15 protein-coding genes are annotated in these 18,329 nt (G+C 45.9%); 12 read left to right on the top strand and 3 right to left on the bottom strand.

Annotation, left to right across the window (positions count from 1 at the left end; all coding sequences use genetic code 11):
- The first annotated feature begins 70 nt into the window (after positions 1-70).
- Together B147_RS0100705 and B147_RS0100700 are read left to right on the top strand one after the other, a co-directional pair.
- The gene (locus B147_RS0100705; RefSeq protein WP_020585340.1) at positions 71-2,005 is read left to right on the top strand and encodes a molybdopterin biosynthesis protein; all 1,935 of its coding nucleotides are present in this window, start codon (positions 71-73) and stop codon (positions 2,003-2,005) included.
- Positions 2,006-2,130: 125 nt separating this feature from the next.
- Positions 2,131-2,574, top strand: coding sequence for a TraR/DksA family transcriptional regulator (locus tag B147_RS0100700; protein ID WP_020585339.1), 444 nt, complete (start codon positions 2,131-2,133; stop codon positions 2,572-2,574).
- 110 nt (positions 2,575-2,684) lie between these two features.
- On the opposite strand, the gene B147_RS0100695 is transcribed toward B147_RS0100700, so the two are convergent.
- Complete coding sequence (locus B147_RS0100695) at positions 2,685-3,836, bottom strand: OmpA family protein (protein WP_020585338.1); 1,152 nt, start codon at positions 3,834-3,836, stop codon at positions 2,685-2,687.
- 406 nt (positions 3,837-4,242) lie between these two features.
- On the opposite strand from B147_RS0100695, the gene B147_RS0100690 reads away from it, so the two are divergent.
- Genes B147_RS0100690 through B147_RS0100675 form a run of 4 tightly spaced genes read left to right on the top strand, consistent with a single transcriptional unit; the run spans position 4,243 to position 9,542 of the window.
- Complete coding sequence (locus tag B147_RS0100690) at positions 4,243-5,046, top strand: undecaprenyl-diphosphate phosphatase (RefSeq protein ID WP_020585337.1); 804 nt, start codon at positions 4,243-4,245, stop codon at positions 5,044-5,046.
- A gap of 11 nt (positions 5,047-5,057) precedes the next feature.
- Complete coding sequence (locus tag B147_RS0100685) at positions 5,058-6,410, top strand: phosphomannomutase/phosphoglucomutase (RefSeq protein WP_020585336.1); 1,353 nt, start codon at positions 5,058-5,060, stop codon at positions 6,408-6,410.
- A 9-nt stretch (positions 6,411-6,419) separates the two neighbouring features.
- The gene (locus B147_RS0100680) at positions 6,420-8,279 is read left to right on the top strand and encodes an ATP-dependent helicase (protein ID WP_020585335.1); all 1,860 of its coding nucleotides are present in this window, start codon (positions 6,420-6,422) and stop codon (positions 8,277-8,279) included.
- A 24-nt stretch (positions 8,280-8,303) separates the two neighbouring features.
- Positions 8,304-9,542, top strand: coding sequence for an MFS transporter (locus B147_RS0100675; protein WP_020585334.1), 1,239 nt, complete (start codon positions 8,304-8,306; stop codon positions 9,540-9,542).
- 70 nt (positions 9,543-9,612) lie between these two features.
- Here the strand turns inward: B147_RS0100675 and B147_RS0100670 are convergent, their stop codons facing one another.
- Positions 9,613-10,248 carry a TVP38/TMEM64 family protein gene (locus tag B147_RS0100670; RefSeq protein ID WP_020585333.1) on the bottom strand — a complete coding sequence of 212 codons (636 nt, stop codon included), beginning with the start codon at positions 10,246-10,248 and terminating at the stop codon, positions 9,613-9,615.
- Positions 10,249-10,438: 190 nt separating this feature from the next.
- Here B147_RS0100670 and B147_RS0100665 point away from each other — a divergent pair, with 190 nt between their 5' ends.
- The 5 genes from B147_RS0100665 to B147_RS0100645 are packed head-to-tail and all read left to right on the top strand — an operon-like array spanning position 10,439 to position 15,647.
- Positions 10,439-11,644: a prenyltransferase/squalene oxidase repeat-containing protein gene (locus tag B147_RS0100665; protein ID WP_020585332.1), complete on the top strand. Its 1,206-nt coding sequence runs from the start codon at positions 10,439-10,441 to the stop codon at positions 11,642-11,644.
- A 47-nt stretch (positions 11,645-11,691) separates the two neighbouring features.
- Positions 11,692-12,522, top strand: a complete 831-nt coding sequence (locus tag B147_RS0100660; protein ID WP_020585331.1) for a sugar phosphate isomerase/epimerase family protein — start codon at positions 11,692-11,694, stop codon at positions 12,520-12,522.
- A gap of 5 nt (positions 12,523-12,527) precedes the next feature.
- On the top strand, positions 12,528-13,403 hold the full coding sequence (locus B147_RS29880; protein WP_020585330.1) for a UbiA family prenyltransferase: 876 nt from the start codon (positions 12,528-12,530) through the stop codon (positions 13,401-13,403).
- Positions 13,404-13,413: 10 nt separating this feature from the next.
- Entirely contained in the window at positions 13,414-14,763 is a 1,350-nt protein-coding gene (locus tag B147_RS0100650) for an alkaline phosphatase family protein (protein WP_020585329.1), read from the top strand.
- A 20-nt stretch (positions 14,764-14,783) separates the two neighbouring features.
- The gene (locus B147_RS0100645; protein ID WP_020585328.1) at positions 14,784-15,647 is read left to right on the top strand and encodes a sugar phosphate isomerase/epimerase family protein; all 864 of its coding nucleotides are present in this window, start codon (positions 14,784-14,786) and stop codon (positions 15,645-15,647) included.
- A 19-nt stretch (positions 15,648-15,666) separates the two neighbouring features.
- Here B147_RS0100645 and B147_RS0100640 read toward each other — a convergent pair whose 3' ends face one another.
- Positions 15,667-16,854: a prenyltransferase/squalene oxidase repeat-containing protein gene (locus B147_RS0100640; RefSeq protein ID WP_020585327.1), complete on the bottom strand. Its 1,188-nt coding sequence runs from the start codon at positions 16,852-16,854 to the stop codon at positions 15,667-15,669.
- Between the two features lie 522 nt (positions 16,855-17,376).
- Between B147_RS0100640 and B147_RS0100635 the strand changes: the two genes are divergently transcribed.
- Complete coding sequence (locus tag B147_RS0100635) at positions 17,377-18,282, top strand: PDZ domain-containing protein (protein ID WP_020585326.1); 906 nt, start codon at positions 17,377-17,379, stop codon at positions 18,280-18,282.
- Positions 18,283-18,329 lie beyond the last annotated feature (47 nt).

The raw sequence follows: 18,329 nt of genomic DNA, 5'->3' as shown, positions 1-18,329 counted from the left end.
GGGCAACTTTTCGCCCAAACACAGGGTTGTCGTTCAGGCGCAATTATTGGGTCCATAGAGAAAGGAAAGTATGGAAACAAAACGTAACGTATATTTAAATATGGTGGGAATCCGGCAGGCCCAGGATTGTCTGTTTGAAAATTTTGGTCATCTGGAAACAGGGGTACAGACCCTGGATGTAGTCCAGGCCCGCAACAGGGTTTTGGCGGCACCTGCTGTGGCAGCCATATCTTCGCCCAATTTTCACGCTGCAGCCATGGATGGTGTGGCAGTGGATGCCAAATCCACCTTTGGGGCGAGTGATGATGCCCCAAAGTCTTTGATCATTGGAAAAACGGCTTTCTGGATAAATACCGGCCATGTACTCCCCGGGGATACCAATGCCGTGATCATGATTGAAAACCTCAATATTCTGGATGAAAATACCATTGAAATTGAAGCACCGGCTTTCCCCTGGCAATATGTCCGTAAAATGGGAGAGGACATCGTGGCCACCCAGCTGCTGTTTCCCAGGGACCACAAAATCAATGCCTATGCCATGGGCGCACTTCTGTCCGGCGGGGTATTCAAGGTGTCGGTGAGAAAACGACCAAGGGTACTTATTATTCCAACGGGATCTGAACTGAAGCGCTGGCAGGATGTGACGCCGGAAACCATGGTCTCCGGAGATGTGGTGGAATCCAATTCCACCGTATTGACTGAGTTGTGCGCTGACCATGGGGCGGATGCCACGGTAAATACCATGCTTGAAGATGATCTTGAGACCATTCAGACGGCCGTGTCCAATGGTGTGGAACAGGGGTATGACATGGTCATGATTATAGGCGGCTCCTCTGCCGGATCCAAAGATTATTCAAAACCGGTAATTGAAAATTTAGGGCAGATATACGTCCACGGGGTGACCATGATGCCGGGTAAGCCGATGATGTTCGGCCGGATTAAAAACACCCCGGTTTTTGGGATACCCGGCTATCCGGTATCGGCCATTGTTGCCTTTGAAATGTTTGCAGGGCCTCTGCTGCTGGCCATGCAGCATCTGCCCCCTGTAAAACAGGATGTCGTGGAGGTTTCCCCGGTCAGAAAAGTCGCATCAAAACTGGGCCAGGAGGAATTTTTGAGGGTAAAAATCGGCTCCGTGGACGGCCGGCTCATGTCTTCCCAGTTGCCCCGGGGATCAGGCAGTATTACCACCCTGACCGAAGCCGACGGCATCATACGAATTCCCCAGAATGTGGAAGGTATTGCGGCCGGCGAAAAAGTTCAGGCCCACCTGCTTCGATCCCTGGAATCCATCGAAAATACAGTGGTGATCACAGGATCCCATGATAATACCCTTGACCTTCTGGCGGATCAGATTCGCTTAGAACATCCGGGCATGGGAATCTCTTCCAGCCATGTGGGAAGTATGGGCGGACTGATGGCGATTAAAAAGGGGGGCTGCCATATGGCAGGCTGCCACCTGCTGGACCCCGATGACGGCTCCTATAATATCTCATACATTAAAAAGTACCTGCCTGATGTGCCGGTGCGCCTGGTCAATCTTGTGATGCGCCAGCAGGGACTGATTCTGCCCAAAGGCAACCCGGACAAGGTAAAAGGCCTTTTAGATATTGTTAAAAAAAAACTTGCCTTTATCAACCGCCAGCCCGGCTCCGGCACCCGGATTTTATTTGATTTCAGCCTAAAGGAAAACGATCTGTCTGTGTCAGATATTCCTGGTTACGAAAATGAGGAATATACCCACATGTCCGTAGCCGTGGCAGTATTATCGGGCCGGGCCAGAGCCGGACTTGGCATCAAGGCAGCGGCTCTTGCCCTGAAGCTGGATTTTCTGCCTGTTGTTACGGAATCCTACGACCTGGTTATTCCTGAAGTTTATTATAATCTGCCAAAAGTCCGGGCTCTTCTTGGTGCGATCCGGTCCGAGCAATTTAAACAGCGGGTCTTGGCGTTAGGTGGATACGGAGTGGAAAGGACTGGAGAAGAACTGTTCCGATCTACGTAGGACTTTGGGCAGGACAACTAAAAAAACAGTAATCTAACAGGGCTATAATCGATTTATAACTCTGGCCTGGTAATCATTTTCTGTATTTTTCCTAAATTCTTTTGTCATGGAGGCAAATACAGAAAATGACACAGGTTTCGCAATTATCTTCGGACAGGTATTATCCTTTGGACAACGAGCCCTATATGAGTGAAGGTCAACTCGCTTATTTTAAAGGCAAACTGATGCAGCGAAAGGATGAGCTGTACAACAGAATTTCCAACTCCATAAAAAAAATTAAAAACCTTGAAGCAGCCCAGGCCGATATCCTTGACCGAAGCAATTCATATATCGATCTGGAGCTTGAGGTGAAAAGTTTTGAGCGCTATTCAGATATGATTATGCAGGTGGATCGTGCGCTGGCGCGTATTGACGACGGCAGTTTCGGATACTGTGAACTGACCGGCGATGAGATTGGGCTTCGGCGCCTGGAAGCAATTCCTTTTGCCACCATGTCCATCAAGGCGCTGGAGGAATTTGAAGCCGGTCAGAAAAATATGTTTGTATCAAGACAAACACTATATTCTTAAATTTTTTTTCAATCGGATTCCCCCCAAAAAAGAATCCCTGCCGAAGCAATGCCCGGCAGGGATTTTTGTTTACTTAAATAGTCTTGCGGTTAACCGCTGAACCTTAAGATTTAATAGGGATGAATTTCAACCCTTCTGTTCAGGGAGCGGCCAAAGTCTGTGCTGTTCAAAGCGACCGGTTTGTCAAAACCAAAGCCTGTGGTGGCCAGACGGTCGCGGGCAATACCTTTGTCCATCAGGTATTTTGCAACGGAATTCGCACGCCTCTGGGACAGGTCCATGTTGTATTTCTTAGAACCGATATTATCGGTGTGGCCCTGGAGTTCAACACTCATTGCAGGATTTTTTTCCAAAATTTCATAAATAGCATCAAGCTGTGCAAACGCTCCGGGTTTGATCACGTCTTTGTCAAAATCAAACAATACGTTATCAAGAACCCAGCAACCAACTGCATTTACCTTTGCACCGGCAGGTGTTCCGGGGCATTGGTCATCGGGATCGAGAACGCCGTCACCGTCGCTGTCCATGGGGGTCGGTGCAGGAGGGGCATCTGCTTTTTGCAGGAAGACCTTTTCAACAAACGCGGCCATGCCATCGGCTGACAAAAGATCATTGGCGTTTACCAAACCTGCGCAACCACCAATGTCTGCAACCTCAGAAAGGAATGCAGTACCTTCTTCAGCAACGCCGACCTGAATGGGATAAAAACAGATCGCATCGCCATACTGTTCTTTAACAGCCTTGGCCTGGGCAGTGTCCGCTTCCATATCCAAGCCGTCGGAAACAATAATAACCGCAGTTTTTCCGGAAAGGCTTTCAAGATCAGTACCCATAGCTGTCATGGCTGAACCAAGGGGACTGTAGCCGCCGGCTTTTGAAACCATACCAAGTTTTTCAGCCAGGGCAGCTGTGTTGTAATTTTCCATGCCGTAAAACAGTTCGGTTTCGTTTTCAGAGATGGAATCTGCATGTCCAAACGTTCTCAACCCGGCAGTCTGCCCAAGTTCAGGGATGGTCATATTCATATTTTCTACAATCGCTTTGGCGACCATAAATTTGGGATTGCCCATACAGTCGTCTTCCATGGAGCTGGAGGCATCCAGGATAATAACAAAGTTATCCACTTTGGACTGATACATCGACGCATCAAACTGTTTAGCGGAAAATGAAGGAAGCCCGACAGGTTCCTTCGCCGCGCAACCAAACAGGAAGAGGAAGGCGGTGATGGTTAACATGGTTTGCACTAAACGTTTCTTGTTCATCAGATCTCCTTTTTTCAGAATTAGTGTTAAATTCTTATTAAAATTGGTGATTACCCGTACAAAGAATTCGAAATATTCTACAAAAGAAAATAAATGAAATCAACTGTTCTTTTTCAATATAGCAGCCATGGGAAGGCTTGGATTATCGACACCCAGGATCGGCCCACACCAAAGCATGAAAGCAACTTAACAACGGATTGAAATATTCATATGAAAGGTCAATGCAACGCCTTTTGGCGCCTTGCTATTTTTTCGACAAACAATTATATACGTCCACACGAACAGCCATGGGCGGACCGGTTTTCACCGCAGTTCAGCCCACAACAAAGTTAAAAAAGTAATTCAGCAATTTATTTAGACTTTCTTATAATTTTTTTTACTACAACCTCAAGTCAGGATAAAAAATATGGAAATTTATCAGGGGATCATCCTAGGAGTCCTCCAGGGGCTTACAGAGTTCCTGCCGGTAAGCAGTTCAGGCCATTTGGTCCTTGGTCAAATCTATTTCAACATTACTGAAAGTGGACTTGTTTTTGATGCATCCGTACATATGGGAACCCTGGGCGCGGTTTTTATTGTATATTTTAAAGATATCCAGGCAATCTTGAAAAGCCTGGTGTACTACGCCGGAACCCGGGATGTTGCAGGACATGAAAGAAATCTGGCTCTGGCTGCGGCCATTATCATTGGATCAGTACCCACGGCAATCATCGGATTGGTGCTGAAACAATTTGAAGACATTCTATTCACCTCTTCTTTGCTGGTGGGTACCATGCTCATAGTAACAGGGGGCCTTCTGTGGGTGTCCAGGCACTACTACAGGGTTGGAGAGGGTAAGCCTTTAACCGTCTCAAGGGCTGTTATCATCGGCATTGTCCAGGGACTTGCCGTTATTCCCGGCATTTCCCGATCCGGTGCCACCATTGCCACCGGACTGTTCACGGGTCTGGACAGAACAACCGCAGCCCGGTTCTCTTTTCTTTTATCCATCCCCGCCATTTTAGGCGCCCAGGTGATCAGCATAAAAGACGTGATAGAATCCCAAGGCCACATTGACCCTGCCACCATTTGTGGTACAATTGCTTCATTCATCGTTGGGTTGGCAGCCTTAAAACTCTTATTAAAACTGGTGAATACAGGGAAATTTCATCTGTTTGCACCCTATTGCTGGCTGGCCGGAATTCTAGCGCTTTTTTCAAATTTTCTATAGAGGAGGTAACTATGCATCCTGGAATATTCAGGGAATATGACATCCGCGGCATTGCAGGAGAAGAAATTTCTGAACAAGACGCCAATGCCGTAGGCAAGGCATATGGATCACTGCTTATGGGACAGGGCCGCAAAAAAGTATCCGTTGGCCGGGACTGCCGCATCACTTCTGAAGCCTTTTCAAAGGCATTTATTGACGGGGTATTGTCCGCTGGATGCGATGTCGTGGACATCGGTGTCTGCCCCACCCCGGTTCTCTATTTCTCCATTCACCACCTTGGCCTTGAAGGCGGAGCCATGATTACGGCCAGCCACAACCCTCCGGAATATAACGGGTTCAAGCTGATGAGCGGGCTGGATTCCATCCATAGCCACGGACTGCAGGATATACGCAAAATCATAGAAGCCCAGGCCTATACCCAGGGCCAGGGTACGTTGACAAAAGCGGATGTAATTTCTCCATATATGGCCATGATCCAGGAGAACATCACCTTGAAAAATACCATCCGGGTCGGAATTGATGCGGGCAACGGCACCGGCGGCATAACCGCCTTACCGGTGCTGAAGGGGCTGGGCTGCGAGGTTTATGATCTTTACTGCGATCTGGACGGCACCTTCCCCAACCACGAGGCAGATCCCACCCAGAAAAAAAATATGACGGACCTCATTGCCCTGGTGAAAAAGAATAATCTGGACATCGGCATCGGTTATGACGGGGATGCCGACCGCATTGGTGTGGTGGATAAATACGGTAATATTATTTACGGGGACCAGCTCATGGTGATTTACGCCAGAGAAATTTTGTCCCGTAATCCCGGTGCCACCTTTATCTCCGAGGTCAAATGCTCCATGGTCATGTATGACCAGATTGAAAAAATGGGGGGCAACGCCATCATGTGGCGCACAGGGCATTCTCTGATCAAAAAGAAAATGAAGGAAGAGGACGCGGCCCTGGCAGGGGAAATGAGCGGGCATATGTTTTTCAAGGACCGCTACTACGGATATGACGATGCCCTTTATGCCTCCTGCCGGCTTCTGGAAATCATGGACACCACCGGCCTTGGTGTGGACGAATTGATTAAGGATCTGCCAAAAACCTTTACCACGCCGGAGATCCGGGTGGAATGCCCGGACGCGGTCAAGTTCAAGGTTGTGGAAAAGATAGTGGCATTGTATAAAGCCCGGCAGAAGGTCATTGACATTGACGGGATGCGGGCCATCTATGAAGACGGGTGGGGCCTTGTCCGGGCCTCCAATACCCAGCCGGCCCTGGTGCTTCGCTTTGAGGCCCTGACCGAATCCCGCCTGGAAGAGATTAAAACCGAAATTGAAACCGATTTGAAAAAAATCATTGAGGACACATAATTAAAGTTTATGCAACTATCCCAGCCTCAACAGGACGCTGTTGATCATACCGGCTCCCCGGCCTTAGTGGTTGCGGGAGCCGGTTCCGGTAAAACCAGGACCCTGACCGCTAAGTTTTCCCACCTCATTAACACGGGCCATGACCCGGCGCGTATTCTGGCCATCACCTTCACCAATAAGGCGGCCCAGGAAATGAAAATTAGACTGATGGAGATGACAGGGCTCCCCCAGATGCGCTTTGAATGGGTGAGAACCTATCATTCCGCCTGTCTGATGATCTTGAAACGGCATTGTCAGATCATGGGATACACGCCGCCTTTACAGGTGTTCACCGTATACCAGCAGGACAAGCTGATCAAAGAATTATGCGTAAAAAATAATATTGATAAAAAATACGCACGCCGGATTCTGTCATCCATCTCCCGGGCCAAAAACGACGGTGATCCTGCCAAATATTTTGACCGCAAGCCAGGATTCTTAAACATTCGCATGGCCGATATTTTTGCCCAGTTTGAAGAACGCCTGTCTGAAATGAACTGTGTTGATTTTGACAACATCCTGCTTAAAACCCGGGATCTGCTCCGGGACAATAAAGAGGTCCGCACTTTTTACCAGGATCTTTTTTCCTATATCCTGGTGGATGAATACCAGGACACCAACAACCTGCAGGAGGAGTTAACCTCACTTTTGTTAGGGGCGCACCGCAACCTGTTCTGCGTCGGGGATGACTGGCAGGCTGTATATGGTTTCCGCGGTTCCAACGTGAACCACTTTTTACGGTTTGGAGAAAAATATAAAGATGCAAAAATTTTCAGGCTGGAGGAAAACTACAGATCTGCCGACGAAATTGTCCAGACCGCCAATGATCTGATTGACTACAACCCCGACAAAATGGATAAACGCTGTTTTTCACAGAAAAAAGGCGGGGTGGTGGAAATCTATGAATTCATGTCCGATGCCCATGAAGCCGAATGGGCTGCCAGGCGCATCCTGAACCTTCACAAACAAGGACAGGGCATTCCTCTTGACAAGATGGCAGTTGTCTACCGGACCAAATTCTGCTCCCTGCCCTTTGAAAAGACCTTCAGGGCCTTCCGCATTCCTTACCGGCTGATGGGCTCCCAGGGCTTTTTTGAACGTATGGAGGTGCTGGATATCAACTCCTATTTGAGCGCCTCGTTTTTTCCCAATGATGACCTCTCCTTTGAGCGGGTTATCAATACGCCAAAGCGGGGAATCGGGCCGGCCATGATTAAAAAACTGGCAGCCTTGCGCGATCAGGGCGGTTCTCTGCAAGGCGCTGCAAGGATCATGGTCCGGGACCGGCTTGTGACCAAAAAAGTCCATGAAAATATGTCCGAGGTTCTGGACATCCTGGATACCATCCATGACATGGCACCGGCCATGGCCATGGAGACCGTCATTGACCGCACCGGGTATTTAGACTACCTGAAAAATAAAGCAAAAACCGACGGGGAATTTATTTCAAAAAAAGAGAATATCGAACAGCTGATCCACACGGCCCGTACCAAGGACACCATGCTGGAATATCTGGAAGAGGCCGCCTTGATCCGGGAAGACAAAGACGAGGACGACCAGGATGAAAACGGGGTGGGCCTGCTCACCATTCATTCGGCCAAGGGGCTGGAATTTGACGTGGTGTTCATCGTCGGGTGCGAAGAGGGGCTGTTTCCCCACTGGCGTTCCGTTGACGAGGGGGATGCCGCTCTGTCCGAGGAACGCAGACTCATGTATGTCGCCATGACCCGGGCCGAACGGTTTTTGTACCTGAGCCACGTCAATTACCGCAAAGGCGATTTTGCCACCCCCAGCCGGTTCATTGATCAGGTCCGGGAATGCCTGAATTAGGGGCAAAGGCGTATACTTTTTAATATGGATTTGTTTTACGGCATACGCGAACCCGTATCCCAGGCTGCTGCCCGAATTCTGCACCGTGGATCCCGGGCCATCCCATCGAACTATAAAAAGGTGTTCATCACCCTTTTTTTTATTATTTTTATTACGGTTACCGGTGTGGGCATTGTGGTCCCCCTGCTGCCTATCTACGCCCATGATCTTGGTGCGGCAGGCATTTACGTGGCCATGATTTTCGGGGCCTTTTCCATTTCCCGGGCGTTTTTTCTGCCCTGGTTCGGCAGTCTTTCTGATAAAAAGGGACGCAAGCCTTTTATCCTGGCAGGACTTTTGGTGTATATGCTGGTAGCCCTTGCCTTTGTCTGGACGACCAATGTGGAGGGGCTTATCGCCATCCGCTTTATCCAGGGGGCCGGCTCTGCCATGATCATGCCCGTAGTCCAGGCTTATGTGGGGGAAATCTGCCATGAAGGCGCCGAAGGATATGCCATGGGGCTGTTCAACCTGTCCATGTTTTTAAGCCTCTCTTTTGGACCGGTGATGGGGGGGATGGTACAACAAACCTGGTCCTTGGACGCGGCATTTTACTGTATGGCTGCACTGTCTGCCCTGGGCGCAATCCTTGGTCTTATCTTTCTGCCGCCTTTGTCCCAAGAACAAATTCGAATCAATAAACGAACACCTGCCTCCATGGCCGTAGTACTCCGGGACCGGGAACTGGCGGGCCTGGTGGTTTTCAGGTATGCCTACACGGCCTGCATCGGCATTGTCTGGTGTTTCATGCCCCTGTATGCCGCCAAAACCTTTGGCCTGGCCGGCGGGAAAATCGGGCTGCTTGTGACCGCCGGCGTATTTGTTTCGGGTGCCTTGCAGTTGCCCATGGGTTATGCTGCGGACCGGTGGAACAGAAAAATCATGGTGGTTGTGGGCGGCATGTTGTCTGCCGCAGGTATTTTCTACCCGTTCTGGGCCACTTCATTTATAGATCTGTTTGCAGGGGTCAGTATTTTCGGCCTGGGCGGGGGGATTGCCATGCCGGCTCTGACCGCCCTTGCCGTGGTTAAGGGTGAACAGCGGCAGGCTCAAGGGTCAGTGATGGCCATTTTGACGGCTGCCCACTCCCTTGGCATGTTCACAGGGTCTGTCATGGCCGGCCTGGCCATGGACTTTTTCAGCCTTTCCTATGCCTTTCCCTGCGGTAGCCTTGTCATGGCATTAGGGGTTCTTTTGTTTCCTGTCCTGTATCGCCGTCATTAGCCTGCCCCCTTTTTTTGTGCCGTTGCTGTAACGTTTTTTCATGAAAGCCCCAAATTGAATTGAACCCATTCTATACTTTGGTTAACTTTATGAAAAAAGGCCATAAAAAAGCGGGAAGCAATACAGCAAGAAGTATTCCTATTCCTGGTTTAAATCCGGAATAGGAGCCCATCCAGAAAAAAAGAAAAGAAACAGGAAGAGAACCCGCCGTAAGTGCCAATAAAAATCTTCGAAAATTCATTCCAGAAAAACCCGCCAGTATCGCTGTTACCTCTGGGATAATAGGCATAATTCTGCTTAGGATAACAGCATATGAGCCCCATCTGTCAAAAAATAATTTAAATCGTTCTACCTCTTCTTGGGAAGCAATTCTTGTACTGGCCTTTTGGCCGAAAAACTTTGCAATAAAATATCCTATCAGCCCTGCGCAGACAGAACCGGCAGCACTTGCAGCGCCCCCGCCCCAAGGCCCGTAAACCGCACCTAACGCAGCCATAATCCCTGTTGCGGGGACTGGCAGCAGAATATCGGAAATTAAAAGTACTATTCCAATGATCCAGGCAAGGGGTTTGATCCTGGAAAACCATTCAATGCATCTTTCCTGGCTGAAAAGAGATTCAAAACTCTGCCCACAGATTTCGTATACAATGACAAAGGCAAAGGTTAACAGTAAAAACAGCAGGATAAGCTTAAAAATCAGTCTCATGGTTAAATTCCCTATCAACTGGTTGTAAAAAAAACAAGGAGGAAATTCAGTGTATGCCGTATGAATTGCCTTGATTATTCTTTGATTGTCCGAAGAAATTTGGTAGTAAAAGTTTAATTAATTTTATTCATTAACAAAAAAAAATGCATGATTAAGTGTGTGTTTTTTATTTTTTTTTGGGGGGGGGCTTATGGCTCTTAGATTCAGATTCATTGGCAGATCTTCTGTTTCACTTCTGATTCTGCTTACAATTTTTTTTTCTCCTGCACGGTCTGCTCAAAATATTTTGAAACCCGACCATGATACGATTTCCCTTAAGCATGAATTAACCCGAACCTACCAAATGGCCTATGCTTTTTTAAAAAAAAAACAAAACCCTGACGGCTCATGGTCAAACCCTGAGTTCCCCGCCCTGACAGGGCTTACCGTCTATGCTTTATTAACTTCCCCTGAATACATCAATGCAGATAAAAAACCCGATTTCATCGCCAGAGCCCTTGATTATATCATTTCCAGTGCTCACGAAAACGGCGCGATTTACAAAGAGGGGGTTTCCAACTACAGTACATCGATTTGTGTATTGGCCCTGCTGGCAACAAAAGATGCTATATTCCATCCTTATATAATCAAGGCCAGAAACTATATTGCCACGCTCCAGATAGACCAAGGAAAAAAAGGAGTATCAGACAAGTCCTTTGACGGTGGCATTGGATATGGAACCAAAAATCATTCAGACATATTCAACACCTGCATTGCGCTTGAGGCCATAAAATCAAGCCAATTCCTTGAATCCAACGACCGGACATCAGTATACGGGGGCCTGAAAAATCTAAAAAAAACGACCCTGAACTGGGAAGCGGCGTTGAAATTTATAGAGCGGTGCCAGAATCTCTCCGGCTACAATGATCAGGCCTGGTCAAGTGCAGATGAAAAAAATAAGGGTGGGTTTGTTACTTACCCCGGTTTCAGCAAAGCCGGGGAAGATATATTTCCAAGCGGTACAAAAGCACTGCGCTCTTATGGCAGCATGACCTATGCAGGACTGTTGAGCTTTACTTTCGCTGACCTTGGAAAAAATGACCCACGCGTCCAAGCTGCGTATGAATGGCTGAAAAAAAATTACACATTGGATGAAAACCCCGGCCTCGGACAGCAGGGACTGTACTATTACTATTATACAATGGCCAAAGCGCTAACCCTATGCGGTGATGATAATTTTGTACTGGAAGATGGCCAGAGAATTAACTGGCGCCAGGAAATGGTGGTGAAATTTATAAACAATCAGAAAGCGGACGGCTCCTGGATCAATGAGACGGCAAGATGGTGGGAAAATGACCCGGTCTTGGTCACTTCCTATGTCCTAATTTCTTTAAACATGATAACCGCTTTCATATAGAAAGAAACGAGATGTTGAATAATTCTTCTAAAATTTAATGGTGAAATATGAAATTTGCTTTTAGTACTAATGCTTTCAGGAAATTTTCCTTTGCCGAGGCAGCAAAGGCGATATCAGTTGCGGGATATTCAGGCGTTGAAATCATGTGCGATACGCCCCATGCCTATCCGGATGAATTATCCCGGAATGATATTGAGAATATTAAACAGACTTTGACGAAAAACAATCTTGAAATATCTAACCTGAATGCCTTCATGATGTGTGCAGTAAAGGATTTTCATCATCCATCCTGGATTGAGGTAGATGAAGATTATAGGCAAATCAGGATACAATATACTAAAAACTGCATTGATCTGGCAGCCCGGCTTGGCGCAAAAACAATTTCCACGGAACCTGGCGGCCCGCTGAAGGATGTACCCAAAGGCATGCCAAGACAAAAAGCGCTGGATATTTTTGCAGACGGTCTATCGTCGATTCTGCCCCATGCCATGGATAAAGGGATAATGGTTCTTGTTGAGCCCGAGCCGGACCTTTTAATCCAGACTTCAGATGAATTTTTATCATTCATGGAGATGTTCAGCCATCCTAATTTAGGACTTAATCTAGACATTGGTCATTTCTACTGTGTTGGAGAAGATCCTGTTGAAATTATTTTTAAACTCAAAGATTACACCAGACATTATCATCTTGAGGATATCCCGACAACACGGGAGCATAAGCATGTCATACCGGGGCAGGGAGGGATCGATATCGCCGGTGTGATAGAAACTGTTGAAAAAACGGGATATAATGGTTTCATTACATTAGAGCTTTATCCTTTTCTCAATGATCCCCAAAAGGCGGCTATAGATGCAATAAAATATCTGAAACAGAACTAACCCCCATGAACAAAAACACTAAGACTGTTCTTGAGCTGATTCGACTACCGGGTATGTTTACCGCCCATGCAGACATTTGGGCAGGTTTTTTGCTGTCAGGTGCCGAGTTAAAAAAACTTGATGTTTTTTTTCTGCTGATTCTGGCTACTTCTTGTTTTCTTTCAGCGGGAATGACATTAAATGACAGCTTCGACCATAAAATTGATCAAATCGAAAACCCTGGAAGGCCTATTCCTTCGAATCGAATCAGCAGACAGACTGCTTTTTTCATTGGAGGCGGACTTTTGATCGTGGGGATTGTTTTTGCATTTATGGCAGGACCCGATTCATTTTTGGTGGGGATATGCCTTGCATTATGTATACTGCTCTATGACGGGTTTCTGAAAAAATACTTGATTTTAGGCCCCCTTGCCATGGCTTCTTGCAGATATTTTAATCTACTGCTGGGGATGTCGGTTGCTCCGTTCAGGGGCTGGGCCATTATCCCATTAATTACCGGGCTCTATATTTTTGGTGTTACTGTTTTAAGCCGGAAAGAGGTCGCCGGCGGGAAGGCGTTGCCTAATATATGGCTGTGCGCCCTGATGCCGATTCTTTCCGCCTTGCTGTACTACCTTCTTTATCTTGAAAAGATTTTGCCCAATTTTCCGGGTGTAATAATGATATTTTGTTTTGCTGCGTTCCTGTCCGGGTTGACGTTAAACCTGCTTAAAAAAAACACGCCAAAAGATTTTCAGAAAACAATAAAAATTTTATTACTGGCCATTATTACCCTTGATATGATTATTGCCGCAGGGTCAACTCCCTTTATTTATGCGGCAATGATTCTGTTGCTGTATGTACCGGCGATTTATTTCGTACGTCTTTTTCGAGTGACCTAAAGGAGATAATATGAAAAATTATATGTTCTGTTTTAACATAGTGGGGCTGTCACCGCTGCTTTTGAATAAGCTGGTTGAAATGCCTCATTTTTCAAAACTGATGAAAAATGGTCAAAAAACAGATTTAAATCCTATTTTCCCCGGGCTCACGCTCCCTGCCCAGGCCTCTTTCTCAACCGGGACCCCCCCGGCAGAACACGGCATTGTTGCAAACGGGTTCTATTACAGGGACAGGTTTGAAGTCAGCTTCTGGGATCAATACCGCTCACTTGTCCAGGCTGAACCGCTTTGGGAAACGCTGAAACATAAAAACCCTGAGTTAAAAACAGCCGTGCTTTTTTTTCAAAACACCCTCTACTGTGATGCTGATTTCATCATTACGCCAAAACCCATGCACACAGACGAGGGGCTTGTCCAGTGGTGCTACTCCAAACCGGCCGGCTTGTACGAAGCAGTCTGTGATAACATTGGGCGACCGTTTAATCTGATGGATTACTGGGGCCCTTTTGCATCCCCCAAAGCCTCGGAATGGATCATGGAAGCCGCCATTGACCTTGTCACCAATCATTTTCCGGATTTTATGAGTGTTTATCTGCCGCACTTAGACTATTCCTGTCAGAAACTTGGACCGGATGACCCCAAGATTGATGATGATTTAAAGGTTCTCGACAATCTTATTGGAAATTTTTTAAATACGCTTGAAGACCTAGGGATCATGGAAAATTCCACCCTTTGTATTTTCAGCGAATATTCATTGACCCAGGTCACAAGTGCCGTGTTTTTAAACAGGGAACTCAGGAAGGCAGGCTTTTTAAATGTCAGGGAAATTGAAAAGCGAGAGTACCTTGATTTTGAGCTGAGCCGGGCTTTTGCAATGGTTGATCACCAAATTGCCCATATTTATACCAGGGATGAAAATGATATCAATCCCGTTAAGGCACTAATACAAAACCTTGCTGGCGTTGACCAGGTCCTTGCAGAAGATGAAAAAAAAGAATTTGGAATAAATCATGAAAGAGCCGGGGAGTTAATTGCCATTTCTGAGCCTGACCAATGGTTTGCTTATTACTGGTGGGAAAGCAATGAAAAAGCTCCGGATTTTGCCACCCATATTGATATTCACAGAAAACCGGGATACGACCCCCTTGAATTATTTATGGATATTAAAACCATGGAGATTCCGCAAGAAACAAAACTGTTAAAAGGGTCCCATGGCGCCCCGCCAAAAGAGGGACAGGGCATGGCGGCGTTTATGGTGAGCGGAGCTCAGGCAGGGCAGATCAGCCTGCCGGATTGCATGGAAACGATTGATATTGCATCAATCTTAAAACAACTCATGGACACAAACGATACCGCTTAATTTAAATGAGCAGGAAACACATGTTTAAGCTGGGTTATAATACCAACGGATTTGCCAATCATTCCCTTTTGTCTGCCATTGATATCATTGGTGGTCTTGGTTATGAAAGTATCGCTGTCACCATTGATCATTATGCCTTAAATCCCTGGAATAAGAATTTCGAAACCCAGCTGGTGCGGGTAAAGGCGCAGCTTGAAAAATATGCCCTGGCGTCTGTGGTAGAAACCGGTGCCAGGTTTCTTTTAAATCCTCAAACTAAACACGAGCCAACACTTATTTCCCCAGGAAAAAACAAAAGAGAAACAAGGATCAAATTCATTGAAAAATGTCTTGAAGTCGCATCATTCTTAGGGTCTGATGCGGTTTCCATCTGGTCCGGACAAAAAAAAGATGGGGTAAGTGATCAAAACGCCTGGGAATGGCTGATCTCAGGATGCCGAAAACTATCTGAAAAGGCTGAGGATTTTGGCATTTACATCGCTTTTGAACCGGAACCCGGCATGTTCGTGGAAAATCTTGATCAATATGACAGACTCAAAGAGAAAATAAACCATGATTTGTTCAAACTGACCCTGGATCTGGGGCATGCCCTGATCACGGAAAAAAGTATTTCAAAAGCAATATGGGATTATAGAAATGATATCGTTAATATCCACTTGGAAGACATGAAGAAAGACAAGCACGATCACCTTTTCTTTGGCGAAGGCGAGATGGATTTTCAAAAAATTTTCAGGAGTCTGAAAGACATAAATTATAGTGGCCAAGTAAACATTGAACTGAGCCGTCACAGCCACAATGCCGTTGAAACTGCAAAAAAGGCTAAAAGATTCCTGAGGGGTATTTTGCCGGATCCAAAACAATCCGGCAAAATACCCCTCATCTAAAAGACACGACACGTCTTGGCTAAATTTTGCCGACCACCAGATTCAACGATATTAATGAATATGCGCTGACCAAAACCGGATCATTTTCCCACCACCGGGCTGTCGGATTAATCCAGGAGCCGTCTTCCCGCTGGTTTGCCGCCAATTTTGTTGCCAGCTCCTTTCTCCAGTCAATCCGTTTGCCGTTGCTGGTGACCATAACATCATCACCATAAACAGTCAGTGCTTTTGCCATGGTATGGTAATAGTAGTAAAGTCCCTGCTGCCCGACGCCCGGGTTTTCTTCCAGGGTATAATTATCTTTCAGCCAGTTGTAGGCAGCCTGTACCCGTTCGTCATTTTTATCCAGGTCCGCAAAAATAAAACTCAGCAACCCCGCATAGGTCATGGAGCCATATGACCTGAGCGCCTTTTTACCGTTTTTGAGTGTTTCTTCACCGGCTTTGCTGCTACCCGGGTAATAGATAAATCCGCCTTTATTTTTGGGATCGGCACTGGACCAAGTCTGATCATTGGATCCTGGCAGATTCTGGCAGCGCTGAATGAATTTAAGTGCCGCTTCCCAGTCCAGTTTGCTATCCTGAAGATTCTGCAGATCCTTATACACTGCCAGTTGATCGTCGGATTCAAGAAATTCGCTGGCTTTCAACGCTTCCAGAGCGATATAGGTATTGGACATATCCGAGTGGTCTTTACTACCGTAACCGATTCCCCCGTCAAATTTTTCATCCACTTTTCCCTTCTCACCCTGGTCAAGCTGCAGGGTAGCAATGTAGCGCCTGGCTTTCAAAACATAGGGGTGATACTTGGTATCGTTAGCAGCCAACAGAGCCATCACGCAAATGGAGGTATTATAATTGGGCAGACCCTCCTGATAAATAGCACCGTTTTCATGGGCATTGCTGATAATATAGTCCAGCGCCTTTTGTATAAAGGCGGGCTTTTCTTTAATATTCGCATACATGGGAGATGTTAGAAACGCATAGGTTACCAAAGCGGTTATGGCCGGAAATCCGGGGTTTGACCAGGACCCGTCGGGATTCTGGGACTTTTCAAGGAAATCAAATCCCTTCTTGAAGGTGTTATCCAGGTCCATTTTCGTTAATTTTTTTTCCGATGCGATGGCAGGCAGGCTGAGCATCAACATTAGAAAAATCATAGGGAATACTTTTGGAATATGATAACTTGGCATTTTCAGCTGATTCATTTCTTCTCTCCTAATTTTTAGATCTTTTAAATGTGCAGTAGCCAAGGAAGCGGGCTGTTCCACCCATGCATCCATTAGCATTTAGAAAATCCTATATTTACGGACCTCTCTGCTAAACGAAATCGACACCAGTTCTTTCAACCCTTTGCAATCTAACACATTACAGACAGAAAGCGGAAACAAAAATTTAGGTCCACACATAGCTTAGTATTTGAATCAGCCAGATTGAAAGTCGAGTACTATGAAATTAATTTCATCATAATTTTTCTATAAAATCTTATTCTTATATTGTGTATTTTTTGTCTTTAATTAAGAAAAAAATCACACAATGATATGATGTACAAAATTTAAAAATTTGATCTATAACATGTGTTCAACTTAGGTTGAAACATTTCAAACGGGCACTTATTGGGACTGTTTACGTACTCTTTAAGCCATGTCAAATTCTGTTCAATTAGTGGCATATTTTATGCAACCTCTTCAAAACGATTATAAAGTCAATCTGTTGCTCTGGGAGAATAAATGAGGTCAAATAAAATTATTTTTATGTCCTTGGCGTTAATTTGTTCATTTTTTGTTGTGTTGTCTTTTGCTAATCCGGCTAATTCAATTAATGTGCCCGAAAGCTCTGCATTACGTCAGCAAATTATTGTTAAAAATGACGTGCTGTCAATGGATGTTCAGAACATTGGGCTTGATACTATCCTGAGCCGGGTAGCAGATCAAACCGATATCCGCATCCTTTTTTACGGGCTCCCCACCCAGAAAATCACAATGCAACTGGATTCTATGCCTCTTGAAGAAGCATTGAAACGGGTGCTGAAAAACAGTTCCGTTTCATTTCTTTATTCTGAAAAAAAAAATAAATCCGGCAAGTCCCAGGTGGTTTTAAATGAAATTATTATTATTTCTGAAAAAAAAGGTGCTGAAATCGTTTATTCAAAATCGGCAGATGACGATGCCGGTTCTTTAAATTCACCACCAGCCCCTCCGACTGAAAGAGAGGGAGCGCCTGCAGAGGAAGAAACGGCCAGTGAAGATAACGTCAAAGACACTGAAAGGATCTATGGGGACGGTGTGTTTGTAAAGCTGACACCTGAGACATCCAGAAACATTACCGTTCAAGAAATCTTTTCAAGTTCGAATACCATCACGACCGCCCTTAATAGCACTATAAGTCAGAAAATAAAAACACCGGTAGACCAGATTGGCGTAAAAATTCACACGGTAGAACAGGGAAGCGCACTTGAAACATTGGGATTACAACCTGATGATGTCATTCGACAGATTAACGGAGAAGCAGCTTCTGACGCATCCAAAGCAGAATCAATCATTCGGGAAACCATCGTAAATAAAGCAGATACAACTATTAAAATAGAAGTGGAAAGAGATGAGATAATTGAACCCATATATATTGAACTTAATTAATTTTGCCGAAATAACGGAAATACCACAACAAGAAAAATTTACTTAGG

Source organism: Desulfobacter curvatus DSM 3379, assembly GCF_000373985.1.
Lineage (GTDB): Bacteria > Desulfobacterota > Desulfobacteria > Desulfobacterales > Desulfobacteraceae > Desulfobacter > Desulfobacter curvatus.
Note: the sequence above shows the minus strand (reverse complement) of the source record. Positions and strands in the feature narration are given on the sequence as shown.

Bases quoted from the DNA above. Each gene is read 5' to 3' on its own strand.
- B147_RS0100705 (WP_020585340.1), top strand. From the start codon at position 71: ATGGAAACAAAACGTAACGTATATTTAAATATGGTGGGAATCCGGCAG.
- B147_RS0100700 (WP_020585339.1), top strand. From the start codon at position 2,131: ATGACACAGGTTTCGCAATTATCTTCGGACAGGTATTATCCTTTGGAC.
- B147_RS0100695 (WP_020585338.1), bottom strand. From the start codon at position 3,836: ATGAACAAGAAACGTTTAGTGCAAACCATGTTAACCATCACCGCCTTC.
- B147_RS0100690 (WP_020585337.1), top strand. From the start codon at position 4,243: ATGGAAATTTATCAGGGGATCATCCTAGGAGTCCTCCAGGGGCTTACA.
- B147_RS0100685 (WP_020585336.1), top strand. From the start codon at position 5,058: ATGCATCCTGGAATATTCAGGGAATATGACATCCGCGGCATTGCAGGA.
- B147_RS0100680 (WP_020585335.1), top strand. From the start codon at position 6,420: ATGCAACTATCCCAGCCTCAACAGGACGCTGTTGATCATACCGGCTCC.
- B147_RS0100675 (WP_020585334.1), top strand. From the start codon at position 8,304: ATGGATTTGTTTTACGGCATACGCGAACCCGTATCCCAGGCTGCTGCC.
- B147_RS0100670 (WP_020585333.1), bottom strand. From the start codon at position 10,248: ATGAGACTGATTTTTAAGCTTATCCTGCTGTTTTTACTGTTAACCTTT.
- B147_RS0100665 (WP_020585332.1), top strand. From the start codon at position 10,439: ATGGCTCTTAGATTCAGATTCATTGGCAGATCTTCTGTTTCACTTCTG.
- B147_RS0100660 (WP_020585331.1), top strand. From the start codon at position 11,692: ATGAAATTTGCTTTTAGTACTAATGCTTTCAGGAAATTTTCCTTTGCC.
- B147_RS29880 (WP_020585330.1), top strand. From the start codon at position 12,528: ATGAACAAAAACACTAAGACTGTTCTTGAGCTGATTCGACTACCGGGT.
- B147_RS0100650 (WP_020585329.1), top strand. From the start codon at position 13,414: ATGAAAAATTATATGTTCTGTTTTAACATAGTGGGGCTGTCACCGCTG.
- B147_RS0100645 (WP_020585328.1), top strand. From the start codon at position 14,784: ATGTTTAAGCTGGGTTATAATACCAACGGATTTGCCAATCATTCCCTT.
- B147_RS0100640 (WP_020585327.1), bottom strand. From the start codon at position 16,854: ATGAATCAGCTGAAAATGCCAAGTTATCATATTCCAAAAGTATTCCCT.
- B147_RS0100635 (WP_020585326.1), top strand. From the start codon at position 17,377: ATGAGGTCAAATAAAATTATTTTTATGTCCTTGGCGTTAATTTGTTCA.